The organism is Streptomyces sp. CNP082 (genome assembly GCF_059570535.1).
Window position 1 is genome coordinate 18,743 of the sequence record NZ_JCANSZ010000010.1, and the last position, 13,349, is coordinate 32,091.

12 protein-coding genes are annotated in these 13,349 nt (G+C 76.1%); 5 read left to right on the forward strand and 7 right to left on the reverse strand.

The window, feature by feature from the left end; translation table 11 throughout:
- Positions 1-81: 81 nt before the first annotated feature.
- Positions 82-348 carry a hypothetical protein gene (locus B124_RS11380; protein WP_078564210.1) on the forward strand — a complete coding sequence of 89 codons (267 nt, stop codon included), beginning with the start codon at positions 82-84 and terminating at the stop codon, positions 346-348.
- 124 nt (positions 349-472) lie between these two features.
- On the opposite strand, the gene B124_RS11385 is transcribed toward B124_RS11380, so the two are convergent.
- Together B124_RS11385 and B124_RS11390 are read right to left on the reverse strand one after the other, a co-directional pair.
- The gene (locus B124_RS11385; protein WP_496502630.1) at positions 473-1,270 is read right to left on the reverse strand and encodes an ABC transporter permease; all 798 of its coding nucleotides are present in this window, start codon (positions 1,268-1,270) and stop codon (positions 473-475) included.
- Positions 1,267-2,238: an ATP-binding cassette domain-containing protein gene (locus B124_RS11390; RefSeq protein WP_496502631.1), complete on the reverse strand. Its 972-nt coding sequence runs from the start codon at positions 2,236-2,238 to the stop codon at positions 1,267-1,269. The genes B124_RS11385 and B124_RS11390 overlap by 4 nt, the downstream gene beginning before the upstream one ends.
- A gap of 70 nt (positions 2,239-2,308) precedes the next feature.
- Between B124_RS11390 and B124_RS11395 the strand changes: the two genes are divergently transcribed.
- Complete coding sequence (locus tag B124_RS11395) at positions 2,309-3,067, forward strand: TetR/AcrR family transcriptional regulator C-terminal domain-containing protein (RefSeq protein WP_496502632.1); 759 nt, start codon at positions 2,309-2,311, stop codon at positions 3,065-3,067.
- 27 nt (positions 3,068-3,094) lie between these two features.
- On the opposite strand, the gene B124_RS11400 is transcribed toward B124_RS11395, so the two are convergent.
- Complete coding sequence (locus tag B124_RS11400; protein WP_496502633.1) at positions 3,095-4,417, reverse strand: type ISP restriction/modification enzyme; 1,323 nt, start codon at positions 4,415-4,417, stop codon at positions 3,095-3,097.
- Between the two features lie 112 nt (positions 4,418-4,529).
- Here B124_RS11400 and B124_RS11405 point away from each other — a divergent pair, with 112 nt between their 5' ends.
- Positions 4,530-5,414, forward strand: coding sequence for an aldo/keto reductase (locus tag B124_RS11405; protein ID WP_496502634.1), 885 nt, complete (start codon positions 4,530-4,532; stop codon positions 5,412-5,414).
- A 13-nt stretch (positions 5,415-5,427) separates the two neighbouring features.
- On the opposite strand, the gene B124_RS11410 is transcribed toward B124_RS11405, so the two are convergent.
- Positions 5,428-6,183, reverse strand: coding sequence for a GntR family transcriptional regulator (locus B124_RS11410; RefSeq protein ID WP_496502635.1), 756 nt, complete (start codon positions 6,181-6,183; stop codon positions 5,428-5,430).
- A complete protein-coding gene (gene hmgA / locus B124_RS11415) occupies positions 6,180-7,604 on the reverse strand; it encodes a homogentisate 1,2-dioxygenase (RefSeq protein WP_496502636.1) in 1,425 nt (474 codons plus the stop codon). The genes B124_RS11410 and hmgA overlap by 4 nt, the downstream gene beginning before the upstream one ends.
- 185 nt (positions 7,605-7,789) lie before the next feature.
- Here hmgA and B124_RS11420 point away from each other — a divergent pair, with 185 nt between their 5' ends.
- Entirely contained in the window at positions 7,790-9,208 is a 1,419-nt protein-coding gene (locus tag B124_RS11420) for an aldehyde dehydrogenase family protein (RefSeq protein WP_496502637.1), read from the forward strand.
- Between the two features lie 41 nt (positions 9,209-9,249).
- Positions 9,250-10,338 (forward strand): zinc-binding dehydrogenase, encoded by a 1,089-nt coding sequence (locus tag B124_RS11425; protein ID WP_496502638.1) that lies wholly within the window; start codon positions 9,250-9,252, stop codon positions 10,336-10,338.
- Positions 10,339-10,404: 66 nt separating this feature from the next.
- On the opposite strand, the gene B124_RS11430 is transcribed toward B124_RS11425, so the two are convergent.
- Both B124_RS11430 and B124_RS11435 read right to left on the reverse strand, forming a co-directional pair.
- On the reverse strand, positions 10,405-12,039 hold the full coding sequence (locus tag B124_RS11430) for an amidase (RefSeq protein WP_496502639.1): 1,635 nt from the start codon (positions 12,037-12,039) through the stop codon (positions 10,405-10,407).
- Positions 12,036-13,238 carry a MalY/PatB family protein gene (locus B124_RS11435; protein WP_496502640.1) on the reverse strand — a complete coding sequence of 401 codons (1,203 nt, stop codon included), beginning with the start codon at positions 13,236-13,238 and terminating at the stop codon, positions 12,036-12,038. Before B124_RS11435 ends, B124_RS11430 begins: the two co-directional genes overlap by 4 nt.
- Positions 13,239-13,349: the final 111 nt, after the last annotated feature.

Genomic DNA, 13,349 nt, shown 5'->3' on the forward strand with positions numbered 1-13,349 from the left:
GTGGGGGATGCGCATGTGACGCGGGCAGACGATAGGGTTAGCCTGCCCGGGCCGGGAGCCCTCGTAAGGGTGGGGAGAGTCATGGATCAGATTGCAATGCGCGGCAAAGCGCGAGTTCCTGCGATCAACTGCGGGAGCACCGCGTCGCGGGCGCGCGTCGACCGGCATCTAGCCGTGCTCGGCGGACCCGCCGCCCCCCAGGGGGACACGGACAGCGCCACCATGCTGATGCGTGAGCTGACCGCGCGCGAGGACAGGGCCGCCAAGCCGGGCCGGATGGCGCGCGTCTCCCTCTTCGCTCCGCTGCGGAAGCTGCGGCGCACCCTCTTCGGCAACCGCCGGAGCTGACAGACGGCTCGTATCGGGGCGGGCGCGGCGACCCGGCATGCCGCGCCCGCCCCGATCGCTGCCCGCGTACGTCCGAGCCCGCCCGGACCTCCCGAGCAACCCCGCGCCCGCGTGCTCCCGTTCCTCAGCCCCGGCCCCGCGCGCTGCGCCGCACCGCCAGCGGCACGAACACCGCCAGCAGCACCGCCGACCAGCCCAGCGCCGCCGCCACCGGATGCGTCATCGGCCACGCCGCGCCCGCCGCGTCGTCCAGCCCCGGCGGCGCGCTGCCCGTCAGGTCCCGCACGGCGGTGACGTACGCGCTGAGCGGGTTCCACTCCACCACCGCCCGCAGCCACCCCGGCATGCCGTGGGCCGGGACGTAGGCGTTGGACAGCAACTGGAGCATGAACGTGGTGCTCGCCAACTGCCCCGCCGCCTCCTCGTTGCCGAGCACCGTGCCGAGGTGGACGCCGGCCCAGGCCGAGGCGAACCGCAGCAGGAGCAGCAGCCCCAGCGCCCCGGCCGTCGCCGCCGCGCCGCCGTCGTTCCGCCAGCCCACGGCGTAGCCGACCGCGACCAGCGGGACCAGCCCGGCGGTGAACAGCAGCACGTCCGCGACCGCGTGTCCGAGCGGCACCGCGGCCCGGCTGATCGGCAGCGCCCGGAAGCGCTCCGTCACCCCGCGGCCGGTGTCGCCGGCGGCCTGCAGCATGCCGGTGACGAGGCCGCCGGCGGCGGTGGTGGCGAAGAGGCCCGGGACGATGTACGTGCGGTAGTCCGCGTCGCCGGGGAGTGAGACGGAGTTGCCGAAGACGTAGCCGAAGAAGAGCAGCAGCGTCAGCGGCATCATCTGGGTGATGACGAGCAGCGCGGGGTTGCGCCGGGCCCGCTGCAACTGGCGGCCGACCATGGCCATGCCGTCGTACGCGAGATCGCTCATGCCGCCGCCTCCTTCTGCTCGGGCCGGGCGCCGTCCGCCCCGGTGAGCCGGAGGAAGACCTCGTCCAGCGTCGGCTTGCGCAGCGTCGCGTCGACCACCGGCACCCCCGCCGCGTCCAGCTCCCGCACCAGGCGCGGCAGCGTCAGCCCAGGGTCGTACGCCGCCGCCCCCACCGCGCGCCGCTCCGCGTCCAGTTGAGGTTCGCCGCCGGTCAGCGGCCCGAGCACCACGGCCGCCGCCGCCAGCGCCGCCTCCTCGGCCACGACCACCTCCGCGTACGCGCCGACGCGCCGCTTCAGCTCGTCGGGCGTGCCGGTGACGGCCGCCCGGCCGTTGTCGACGACCACGACAGAGTCCGCCAGTTCGTCCGCCTCCTGGAGGTACTGCGTCGTCAGCAGCACCGTCGTGCCCGCCGCCGCCAGCTCGCGCACCGCCGCCCAGATCTGCTCGCGGCTGGCCGGGTCGAGCCCGGTGGTCGGCTCGTCCAGGAAGAGGACCCGCGGCCGGGACAGCAGGCTGGCCGCCAGGTCGAGGCGCCGCCGCATGCCGCCGGAGTACGTACGGGCCGGCCGGTCGGCGGCCTCGGCGAGGCCGAACCGCTCCAGCAGCTCGTCCGCACGCTGGCCCCCGGCGGGCCCGCGCAGGCGCAGCAGCCGGGCGAAGAGGCGCAGGTTCTCGCGCCCCGAGAGGTCGTCGTCCACGGACGTGTCCTGCCCGGTGACGCCTATGGCCCGGCGCACGGCGGCCGGCTCGGCGACGACGTCGTGCCCGGCGACCCGCGCGCTGCCGCCGTCCGGCGGGGTGAGCGTGGTCAGGACCCGTACGGCGGTGGTCTTGCCGGCGCCGTTCGGGCCGAGCAGCCCGCAGACGGTGCCCTCGGCCAGGGCGAGGTCGAGGCCGCGGAGGGCGTGGACATCGCCGTAGCGCTTCTCCAGACCCTCACTAAGTACATCGTACGTAGTTGTCATGCGGCCGAGCATAGCCGACTCATTACGCTGTACGTAAACCGGCAACCGACGGCCCTCCGGGAAGGCAGCGATGGCAGCGAGCGGACGAGCCGCCGACGGGGCGCGGCGCGGCGCCACCCCCGAGGTGATCTGGACCCGCCCCGAGCGCGCCGGCCGCGGCCCGCGTCCCGCGCACAGCCGCGCCGCGATCGCCGCCGCCGCGGTGCGGATCGCCGACGCGGACGGGCTCGACGCGGTCTCGATGCGGCGCGTCGCCGCCGAGATCGGCAGCGGCACCATGTCGCTCTACAACTACGTGCCGCGCAAGGAGGACCTGCACGAGCTGATGGTCGACGCGGTCAGCGCCGAGTACGACCTGTCGGTCCCCCTCACCGGCGACTGGCGCGCCGACGTGCTGGCACTGGCCGGGCAGACCCGGGACCTGATGCGCCGGCACCCCTGGCTGCCCCGGCTCACCGCGACCACGGCGTACGGGTTCACGCCCCACGCGCTGCGCTACCTGGACCGCTTCCTCGCCGCCCTGGCGGGCCTGGACGTGCCGCCGGGCACGAAGATGGAGCTGGTCGCGATGGTCACCGCGTCGGTGACCAGCTATGTGACGTTCGAGATCGCCCTCGCGGAACGGGCCCGCGCGCTGCCGTGGAGCGAGGCGGAGGAGCAGGCGGTCCGGGGGGCGTACCTGGCGGAGCAGTTGGGGACGGGGGAGTACCCGCACCTGGCCGCGGTGCTGGCCCAGGCGGCGGAGCCCGGGGACTACGAGGAGGCGTTCCGGCGGCTGCTGGGGCGGGTGCTGGACGGTTTCGAGCCGCCGGGCAGCGGCGCGGAGTGACGGATTCCGGCCGGGGCCCAGGGGGGCTCAGATCAGCGCGAACTGCCCCTCCGGGCCCTCCTCGTGGTGGTCCAGCACCGACGCCGGGCGGCGGGCCGACCCGGGGGCGGGGAGGATGCCCGCCTCGCGCAGCTCCGCCGCCGTGATCTCCGCGCCGGACGGGCCGCAGCCGCCGGGCGGGCCCTCGCTGCCGTACGCGCCCGCGTCGCCGTACGCGCCCTCGCCGCCGGACCCGGCCGGGTCCCGCAGCTCCGCGAGCAGCGCCAGCACCGTGATCAGCTCCAGCAGCTCCGACGTCCACTCCTGCGGCCACGTCCCCGGGCGTATCGCCGCCAGCGTCCCCGGCTCCCCGGGCTCCAGCCGTGCGGCGACCCACTGCTCCAGCACGGGCACGCCGCCCTCCGTGAACTCCCATGCCCCCGGCGGCACCGGCGCGATGCGCCCCTCACCGAGGAACAGCGCCTCCTCCTCCGGGTCGTACGACACCTCCGCCGGCCGGGCCGGTATCGCCGCCCGCACGTACGGCCGCCGCCCGCCCGGCAGCCGGGGCTTCTCGCCGCCGCGAGCGCCGCGCAACTGCACCTGGAGCATCCGCCGCCCCCGCTCCACTCCGGCCCGCCACGCCTCGGCGTCCCCGGTCAGCGGCACCGCGCACCCGCGCGGCGTGGCCCGCCCGGCGGCCAGCGCCCAGGCGAACAGGTCCTCCGGCGCGACCTTGCCGCCCAGCCGCCTGCCCAGCCAACGCAGCAGCCGCGGCGCGACGTTGGGCTCCCGCCCCCGGGGCCGCCGGTACAGCGGCCGGATCCGCCCCGGCCGCCCGGCGGGCGACCGCCCGTCCGGCAGCAGCGCGGAGGCGACCACGCCGGGCCCGCAGGACCCGGCCGCCCCCGGCGCGACGTACCCCGCCTCGACGGCGAACAACTGCCGGTCGTCCGCGACCCGCCACAGCTCGGGGCGGGCGGCGTCGATGAGCCGGTGGTCGGGGATCAGCCACTGCCGGTCGTACGTCCCGTGCAGCACCCGCACCGGCTCGGGACACGGCCCCGCCTCGCGCGCCAGCCGCCCGGTCCCGGCCGCCCGCCCGGGCAACTGCGCCACGGCACTGTGCGTCGTCCGCGCCCGCGTCGCCCCGAAGAGCGCGTCCCGCTCGCCGTCTTCCGCCCGTACGAGCGCGTCCCACCGCGCCCGCAGCGAAGCGGGGTCGGGCGCCATGACCCACCCCCGGCCGAGCCGCAGCGGGGCGACTCCCCAGGGCATGAGGTCGGCGAGCAGCGGCGCGGAGCCGCCGGCGGCGTCCGGGCCTTCGGCGGCCTCCGCCACGGCCGGTCCGCCGTCCGCTGAACCACCCATCCCCGTCCTCCCCTCGACTCCCGGGCCGCCCGCAGGGCACTGCGCATCCTACGATCCCGGTGCGACATCCCCGGCGGGGCCGCGTCCGCGACCGCCGTGTCATCATCCGCTGATGACCTCCTCCCCGATCACCGCGGACACCGCCGGCACCTGGCAGCTCGGCGACCTCGTCGTCCACCGCCTCGGCTTCGGCGCCATGCGCCTGCCCGCCGCCGCGGAGCCGGACGCCGGCGGCCGGGGGCGCGCCCACGCCGTGCTGCGCCGCGCCGTCGAACTCGGCGTCAACCACATCGACACCGCCGCCTTCTACTTCTCCCCGCGCCGCGCCGCCAACGAACTGATCAACTCCGCCCTCGCCCCGTACCCCGACGACCTCGTCATCGCCACCAAGGTGTGGGCCGGCCGCGACCCGTCGGGGGCGTGGGAGTGGGCGGAGCCCGAGCAGATCCGCGGCCAGGTCGAGGAGAACCTGCGCCAGCTCGGCCGCGACCACCTCGACCTCGTCAACCTCCGCCTCCCGCCCAGCCGCCGCCGCGCGAACGGCTCCCTGGCCGACCACTTCGGCGCCCTCGCCGACTGCCGCGCGGCCGGCCTCGTCCGCCACCTCGGCGTCTCCAACGTCACCGCCGGCCAGCTCGCCGAGGCCCGGACCATCGCCCCGGTCGTCTGCGTCCAGAACGCCTTCGGCGTCGGCGCGGACGACGAGGAGCGGGCCCTGCTGCGTACCTGCGGGGAACAGGGCATCGCCTACGTGCCGTTCTTCGCCATCGCGGGCGAGGGCCGGGAGGCGGGCCCCTCGGGTACGGACCCGGAGGAGGTCCGCTCGGCCGCCCGCGCCCACGGCGTGACGCCCGCCCAGATCCGGCTGGCCTGGACCCTCCACCAGGGCGCGCACGTCCTGGCCATCCCGGGTACGGGCAACCCCGCCCACCTCACCGAGAACGTCGCCGCGGGCGCTCTCCGGCTCACGGACGAGGAGGCGGCGCTGCTGGGCTGACCCGGCCGGCGCGTTACTGCGGCGCCTCCAGCGTCACGCTGAACGAGAACCGGTCGCCCCGGTAGCGGATCCGGGCCACGTCCACCACCCTGCCGTCGTCGTCGTACGAGACGCCCGTGTAGTGCAGGATCGGGCTGAGCAGCGGGACTCCCAGCAGCCCGGCGGTCTCCGGGTCGGCCAGGGTGGCGGTGACCGTGTCCGTGATGCGGGCGATGCGGACGCCGGCGCGGTCGCGCAGGACCTTGGTCATCGGCCAGCGCTCCAGGTCCGCCGGGTCGATGCCGGCCGCCGCCTTCGGATGGACGGTGTTGACGGCCCAGTTGGTGGGTTCGCCGGTGTCGCCGTCGTGGCGCAGGCGGCGGTACGTCACGGCCTCGGCGACGTCCGGGAAGTAGCCGGCGAGGTCCCCGGGGACCGGCGCGGGGCCGTGGGCCAGGAGCGTCGTGCGCTCGCCGGACTGCTGGGCGACGATCGCGTCGACCGAGCCCAGCAGCCGGACGGGGGCGGTGCGGCGGGCGGCGGCCTCGATGAAGGTGCCGCGGCGGCGGTGCCGGGTGATCAGCCCCTCCTCCTCCAGCTCCTTGAGGGCCTGGCGGAGGGTGAGCACGCTGACGCCGTAGTGGCCGGCGAGCTGCTCCTCCGTCGGCAGCCGCAGGGGCGCGTCCGGGGGGCGGCCGAGGATGGAGGCGCGCAGGGACTGCGAGACCTGATACCACAGCGGCAGCTTGCGGTTGAGCTGGAGTGAGTCGGGCGCGAAGAGGCCGGTCATACTCCGCTGTGCTTTCCGGGGGAGCCCCCCAGACCCCCTGCTTGCCGCAGTCCCCGCCACACGTCGTCGTAGCCCTGCTGCAGGTGGTCCGCGTCACGCGCCTGCGGCGTGAGCGTGACCGGCCAGCGGGTCTCGAACATGAACGCCAGCCCGTCGTCGATCTTCTGCGGCTTCAGCTCGGCCGCCGAGGCCCGTTCGAAGGTCTCCCGGTCGGGGCCGTGCGCGGACATCATGTTGTGCAGCGAGCCGCCGCCGGGCACGAAGCCGCCCGGACCCGCGGTCTTCGCGTCGTACGCGCCCTCGAGAAGCCCCATGTACTCGCTCATCACGTTCCGGTGGAAGTACGGCGGCCGGAAGGTGTCCTCGCCGACGAGCCAGCGCGGCGCGAAGACGACGAAGTCGACGCCCGCGAGCCCCGGGGTGTCGGAGGGCGAGGTGAGGACGGTGAAGACGGACGGGTCGGGGTGGTCGTAGCTGATGCTGCCGATGACGTTGAAGCGGTGCAGGTCGTAGACGTACGGGACGTGGTTGCCGTGCCAGGCGACGACGTCGAGCGGGGAGTGGTCGTACGTGGCCGTCCACAGGTTGCCGCAGAACTTGCTGACGACCTCGACCGGGCCTTCCGTCTCCTCGTACGCCGCGACCGGGGCGAGGAAGTCCCGGGGGTTGGCCAGGCCGTTGGCGCCGATGGGGCCGAGGTCGGGGAGGGTGAAGGGGCTGCCGTAGTTCTCGCAGACGTAGCCGCGCGCCGTGGCGCCGGCGTCCAGCGGCTCGACGCGGAAACGGACGCCGCGCGGTATGAGGGCGACGTGCCCCGGCTCGGCGCGCAGCAGGCCGAGTTCGGTGCGCAGCAGCAGGCCGCCGCGCTCGGGGACGACGAGGAGTTCGCCGTCGGCGTCGGAGAAGACGCGGGTCATGGGGGCGTTGGCGGCGTAGAGGTGGATGGCCATGCCGGCGCGCTGGGCGGCGTCGCCGTTGCCGCCGAGGGTCCACAGGCCGGCCACGAAGTCGGTGCCGGGCGGGGGCTCGGGCAGCGGGTTCCAGCGGAGCCGGTTGGGGTCGGGGACCGCCTCGGTGAACGGGGCGGAGCGCAGGCCGCCGTTGCCGGTGCGGACGAAGCGGGGGTGCGCGGCGGAGGGGCGGATGCGGTAGAGCCAGGAGCGCCGGTTGTGGGCGCGGGGCTCGGTGAACGCGGAGCCGGACAACTGCTCGGCGTAGAGCCCGAGGGGGGCGCGCTGCGGGGAGTTGCGGCCGGTGGGCAGGGCGCCGGGGACGGCCTCGGTGCTGTGCTGGTTGCCGAAGCCGGAGAGGTACGCCAGCCCCTCGGCGGTCTTGCGCGCCTGCTCCGCCCCTGCCTGGGCTGCCTTTGCCCGGTCGGCGCTTGCCTGATCGGCGCGTGCCTGCGCTGCACTGCTGGTCATGGTGGTACCGCCCGCCTTCCCGTCAGCCATTCCTATGGAGAAACATAGGAATCGTGTCAGGTGTGCGCCGGCGGCGCTACCCCCTCCGCGTGACCCACCGCACGCCCGGACGCCCTGGGCGCCGAAAACTACCGGCGCTAGTTTGGTGCCGTACGCACACCGCCGACGGACCGGGAGACGTACCGATGCAGGCTCACGACGGCATGTTCCTCGACGGCCGCTGGCAGCCCCCGGCCGGCGACGGCGTCATCGAGGTCGTCGACCCCGCCTCCGAGCAGGTCATCGCCACGGTGCCGGCCGGCACCGCCGCCGACGTGGACGCCGCCGTGGCCGCCGCGCGCACCGCGTTCCCCGGCTGGGCGGCGACCCCGCCCGCACAGCGGGCCGCGCGGGTGCGGGCGCTGAGCGAGACGCTGGCCGCGCGCGCGGAGGACGTCGCCGCGACGGTCACCGCGGAGCTGGGCGCGCCGCTGACGTTCAGCCGGAAGGTGCACGCCGCGGTGCCGGTCGCCGTCTCCGCCTCGTACGCGGAGATCGGCGCCTCGTACCCATACGAGGAGAAGGCCGGCAACTCCACCGTCCTGCACGAACCCGTGGGCGTCGTCGGCGCCATCACGCCGTGGAACTACCCGCTGCACCAGATCGTGGCCAAGACCGCCCCGGCGCTCGCCGCCGGCTGCACCGTGGTGCTCAAGCCCGCTGAGAACACCCCGCTGGTCGCCCGGCTCTTCGCCGACGCCGTCGCCGCGGCCGGCTTCCCGCCCGGCGTCCTGGGCGTCGTCACCGGCCACGGCGCCGAGGCCGGCCAGGCGCTGGTGGAGCACCCCGGCACCGACTTCCTGTCGTTCACCGGCTCCACCGCCGTCGGGCGGAAGGTCGCCGCGGCGGCGGGCGCGGCGGTCAAGCCCGCGGCGCTGGAGCTGGGCGGCAAGTCCGCGAACGTCATCCTGCCGGGCGCCGACCTCGCCCGTGCCGTCAGCACCGGCGTCGCCAACGTCATGGCCAACTCCGGCCAGACGTGCAACGCCTGGACCCGGATGCTCGTCCACCGTGCCGCCTACGACCAGGCGCTCACCCTCGCCGCCACCGCCGTGGCCACGTACGCCCCCGGCGACCCCCGCGACCCCGCCACCCGCCTCGGGCCCGTCGTCAGCGCCGCCCAGCGCGACCGCGTCCGCGGCCACATCGAGCGGGGCACCGCCGAAGGCGCCGTGCTCCTCGCCGGCGGGCCCGAGGCCCCGGCGGGACACGGGCGTGGCTACTACGTCCAGCCCACCGTCTTCGCCGACGTCACCGAGGAGATGGCCCTCGCGCAGGAGGAGATCTTCGGGCCGGTGCTGGCGATCATGCCGTACGAGGACGAGGACGACGCCCTGCGCATCGCCAACGGCACGGTCTACGGCCTCGCCGGCGCCGTGTGGGCCGGCGACGACGCGACGGCGGTGGCGTTCGCACGGCGGATGGAGACCGGGATGGTCGACATCAACGGCGGGCGGTTCAACCCGCTGGCGCCGTTCGGCGGCTACAAGCAGTCCGGCATCGGCCGCGAGCTGGGGGTGGCCGGGCTCACGGAGTTCCTGCACACCAAGTCGCTGCAGTTCTGAGGTACGCACCCACGCGCCCCCCGACCTTACGGAGCCAGAAGATGACCCGCGCCGCCGTCCTGCCCGCGATCGGCTCCCCGCTCGAAGTCGCCGACATCGACATCCCCGCCCCCGGCCCCGGCCACGTGCGCGTCCGGCTCGCCGCCGCCGGCGTCTGCCACTCCGACCTCTCCCTCGCCAACGGCACCCTGCGCCAGCCCGCCCCCGCGGTGCTCGGCCACGAGGGCGCCGGCACCGTCGTCGCGGCCGGCGAGGGCGTCACCGGGGTGGCCGCCGGCGACGAGGTGGTGCTCAACTGGGCGCCGTCCTGCGGCGCGTGCCACTACTGCGGGCTCGGCGAGCCGTGGCTGTGCACCGCCTCCGGTGCCGCCGCGGCCGAGCCGTACGCGACCCGCGCCGGCGTCGGCCTCTACCCGGGCCTGGGCACCGCCGCCTTCGCCGAGGAGACGGTCGTCCCCGCGCACGCCGTGCTGCCCCTGCCCGCCGGGGTGCCGCTGGCCGACGCCGCGCTCCTCGGCTGCGCCGTGCTCACCGGCTGGGGCGCCGTGCACCACGCCGCCGCGGTACGGGCCGGGGAGTCGGTCGCCGTCTTCGGCGCCGGCGGCGTGGGGCTCGCCGCGCTCCAGGCCGCCCGGATCGCCGGCGCCGGGCCGCTCGTCGCGGTCGACGTCTCACCGGCGAAGGAGGAGCTGGCCCGCGCCGCCGGGGCCACCGAGTTCGTCCTCGCGGCGCCGGGCGCGGAGCGCGAGACCGCGAAGCGGATCCGTACGCTGACCGGCGGGATCGGCGCCGACGTGGCGATCGAGTGCGTAGGCCGGGCGGAGTCGATCCGTACCGCCTGGTCCTGCACGCGCCGCGGCGGGCGGACGACGGTCGTCGGCATCGGCGGGCAGGAGGAGCGGGTGTCGTTCTCGGCGCTGGAGCTGTTCTACTTCGGCCGCACGCTGGCCGGTTGCGTCTACGGCAACAGCGACCCGGCCCGCGACCTGCCCGCCATCGCCGCGCACGTACGGGCCGGGGAGCTGGACCTCGGCGGGCTGGTCACGGCGCGCATCGGGCTCGACGGCATCCCGGCGGCGTTCGAGGCGATGCTCGCGGGACGCGGGGGCCGGGCGCTCGTGGTGTTCTGAGCGCGCTGCCAGCGTACGCACACCCGGCCCTTCCAGGCGGGCCGTTCGTGCTTGGGCCGCCCCCCCTCAGCCGTCCTGGATCCGGCGCCAGGGCCGGTCGGCCTCCAGCGCGAAGGCCAGCTCCAGCAGCGTGCGTTCGTCGCCGTGCGCCGCCGAGAGCATCACGCCGACCGGGATGCCGCCTGCGGGGCCCGGGTCGGTGGCGGGGGCGGGCAGGGAGAGGGCCGGGCTGCCGTTGATGTTGTTGATGGGGGTGAAGGCCACGTAGGCCCGGAGCCGGTTCAGCAGCTCCTCGTACGGGACGTTGGGAGACAGGTGCCCCAGGCGCGGGGTGGTGTGCGCGAGGACCGGGGACAGCAGGACGTCGTAGCGGGTGAGCGCCGCGTCGTACGCCTCGTCCGCCGCGCGGCGCAGGCGGCGCAGGAACGCCGGGGTGGTGTGCATCCGGCGCAGGTACGTCGCCCGCAGGCCCCTGCTGAGCCCGTCCATCCGGCGGGTGTCGAAGTGCCGGTCGTACACGAACCGGCCGCCGGCGCCCGCGAGGAAGGCGAGCATGCCCCAGTACGAGATGAAGTCCTGCTCGAAGCGGCCGTCGAGCGGCAGCGCGTACGGCTCGACCGTGTGCCCCTGGCCCTCCAGCGCCGCGGCGACGGCGGCGACGGCCGCGCGCGTGGCCGCGTCGGTGGCGGCGCCGGTGGGCGACTCGGCCACCAGGCCGATCCGCAGCCGGCGTGAGCCCGGGCCCTCGACCAGGCCGAGCGGGGGCATGCGCGGGTTGCGCCAGTGCCGTTCGGCCGCGGCGAGGAACGCCGCGGTGTCGCGTACTGACCGGCTCAGGACGCCGTCGCCGACCATGTCGATGGGCAGCCGGCGGCCCGTGTCGTTGGCCACGACCCGGCCCCGGGTCGGCTTGAGGCCGACGAGCCCGCAGCACGCGGCGGGGATGCGGATGGAGCCGCCGCCGTCGTTGGCGTGCGCGATCGGCACGGCGCCGGAGGCGACGAGCGCGGCGCTGCCGCCGGAGGAGCCGCCGGGGGAGTGGGAGGGGTGCCAGGGGTTGCGGACCGGCTCGTCGTCCGCGTACTCCGTGCTGGCGTTGAAGCCGAACTCCGGCAGCCGGGTCTTGCCGAGGAACGTCATGCCGGTGCTGAGGAACTGGCGCGTGAACGGCGCGTGCCGCGGCGCGGTGTGCGGTGTGAAGGCGGCGCTGCCGTGGCCGGTGGGCAGGCCGCCGAAGTCGGTGTTGTCCTTCAGCACGGTGGGCACGCCGGCGAGCGGGCCGGTGGCTGTGTCGTCGGTCTCGTACGAGTCGTAGGCGGGGACGGCGACGGCGTGCAGCTCGGAGTCGACGAGGCGGATCCGCTCGACGGCGGCGCGGGCCAGCTCCCCGGCGCTGACCTCGCCGGAGCGGACGAGCGCGGCGAGGGCGACGGCGTCGTGCGCGCCGAGGGCGTCGTCGCGGAAGGCGTGGACGCGCGCGCGGTCCGCGGGCCCGCCGCCCGGGGCCGCGGCGTCGCGCGCGGGCGACCCGGCGCCCGACTCAGGCCCGGCGCCCGACCCCGAGCCGGCGCCCGACCCCGACCCGGACCTGGCGTCCGACCCGGACCCGGCGCCCGAGCCGGAGCTGGAACGCGGGGCCGCCGGGCCCCGCTTGCGGGCGGCGGCGCCCTGCTGCCGGTACTCGGTGACGTCGTCGGTCATGGCCTGCCTCCCGGCTGGGGTGACGCTTCTACGGCAGTGGCCATCCGGTCCACCGCCTCGGTCAACACCTCGGGCGAGGTGGCGAAGTTGAGCCGCGCGTGGCCCGCGCCGCCCGTGCCGAACGGGATCCCCGACGCCAGCGCCACGCGCCCGCGCTCCAGGAACTCCGCCGCGGGGTCGTCCCCGAGCCCCAGCGCGCGGCAGTCCAGCCAGGCCAGGAACGTCCCGTCCGGAACGCGGTACTCCACCCCCGGCAGCCGCTCCGCCAGCAGCCGCCCGAGCAGCCGGCGGTTCTCGTCAAGACCGGCGAGCAGCGCGTCGAGCCAGGGGCCGCCGTGCCGGAACGCCGCCACGTGCGCGATGGCCCCGAGGTGGCTGGGCCCGTGCGAGACCTCCTCCGGCAGCAGCGCCAGCTCGCCCGCCGACTCCTCGCCGGCGACGGCGACCGCCGCCTTCAGCCCCGCCAGGTTCCACGCCTTCGACGCCGACAGCAGCGCGAAGCCCCGCTCCGCGCCGGGCACCGTCAGATACGGCACGTGCCGGACGCCGGTGCCCGGCGGCACCAGCGGGGCGTGGATCTCGTCGGCGACGATCCGCACCCCGTGGGCCCCGGCGAGCGCGGCGACCTGCGCCAGCTCGGCGGCGGTGTGCACGGTGCCGGTCGGGTTGTGCGGGCTGCACAGCAGGAACGCCGCGCGGCGGCCACCGGCACGGGCGGCGGTGAACGCCTCTTCCAGGGCGCCGAGGTCGATGCGGCGGTCCTCGCCGAGCGGGGCCTCGACCACGCGCCGGCCCAGGTTCTCGGTGAAGGCGTAGAACGGCGGGTAGACCGGGGAGTTGACGACGACGGCGTCGTCCGGGCCCGTGATCAGCTTCAGCACCTCGACGATGCCGAGCATCACGTCCGGCACGATGGCGACCCGCTCGGCCGGCACCCGCCAGTCCCAGCGGCGCTTCGCGAACTCCGCCAGCGCCTCCGCGTACGGCCCGACGGTCGCATAGCCCGTGTCGCCCAGGTCGATCGCCGCCCGCACCGCCTCGGCGACGGGCGCGGCGAGCCGGGTGTCCATCTCGGCGACCCACAGCGGCAGCACGTCGGGCGGATACGCCCGCCACTTCATCGACGTCCGCCGGCGCAGCTGAGCCAGCGCCGGCCAGCGCAGCGGGTCCGCCGGGGCGCCCGGCGTCCCGGCGCTCATCGGCACCCGCCGGCGGGGCGGGGCGGGACGGGGCGGGCGAGGGGGCTGGCGACGGGGCTGCGCGAACGGGCCATGCCTGCCATCGTAGGTCGGCCCACTGACACCGGACCT

Bases quoted from the DNA above. Each gene is read 5' to 3' on its own strand.
- B124_RS11390 (WP_496502631.1), bottom strand. From the start codon at position 2,238: ATGACAACTACGTACGATGTACTTAGTGAGGGTCTGGAGAAGCGCTAC.
- B124_RS11410 (WP_496502635.1), bottom strand. From the start codon at position 6,183: ATGACCGGCCTCTTCGCGCCCGACTCACTCCAGCTCAACCGCAAGCTG.
- B124_RS11405 (WP_496502634.1), top strand. From the start codon at position 4,530: ATGACCTCCTCCCCGATCACCGCGGACACCGCCGGCACCTGGCAGCTC.
- B124_RS11430 (WP_496502639.1), bottom strand. From the start codon at position 12,039: ATGACCGACGACGTCACCGAGTACCGGCAGCAGGGCGCCGCCGCCCGC.
- B124_RS11395 (WP_496502632.1), top strand. From the start codon at position 2,309: ATGGCAGCGAGCGGACGAGCCGCCGACGGGGCGCGGCGCGGCGCCACC.
- B124_RS11420 (WP_496502637.1), top strand. From the start codon at position 7,790: ATGCAGGCTCACGACGGCATGTTCCTCGACGGCCGCTGGCAGCCCCCG.
- B124_RS11435 (WP_496502640.1), bottom strand. From the start codon at position 13,238: ATGAGCGCCGGGACGCCGGGCGCCCCGGCGGACCCGCTGCGCTGGCCG.
- hmgA (WP_496502636.1), bottom strand. From the start codon at position 7,604: ATGACCAGCAGTGCAGCGCAGGCACGCGCCGATCAGGCAAGCGCCGAC.
- B124_RS11380 (WP_078564210.1), top strand. From the start codon at position 82: ATGGATCAGATTGCAATGCGCGGCAAAGCGCGAGTTCCTGCGATCAAC.
- B124_RS11400 (WP_496502633.1), bottom strand. From the start codon at position 4,417: ATGGGTGGTTCAGCGGACGGCGGACCGGCCGTGGCGGAGGCCGCCGAA.
- B124_RS11425 (WP_496502638.1), top strand. From the start codon at position 9,250: ATGACCCGCGCCGCCGTCCTGCCCGCGATCGGCTCCCCGCTCGAAGTC.
- B124_RS11385 (WP_496502630.1), bottom strand. From the start codon at position 1,270: ATGAGCGATCTCGCGTACGACGGCATGGCCATGGTCGGCCGCCAGTTG.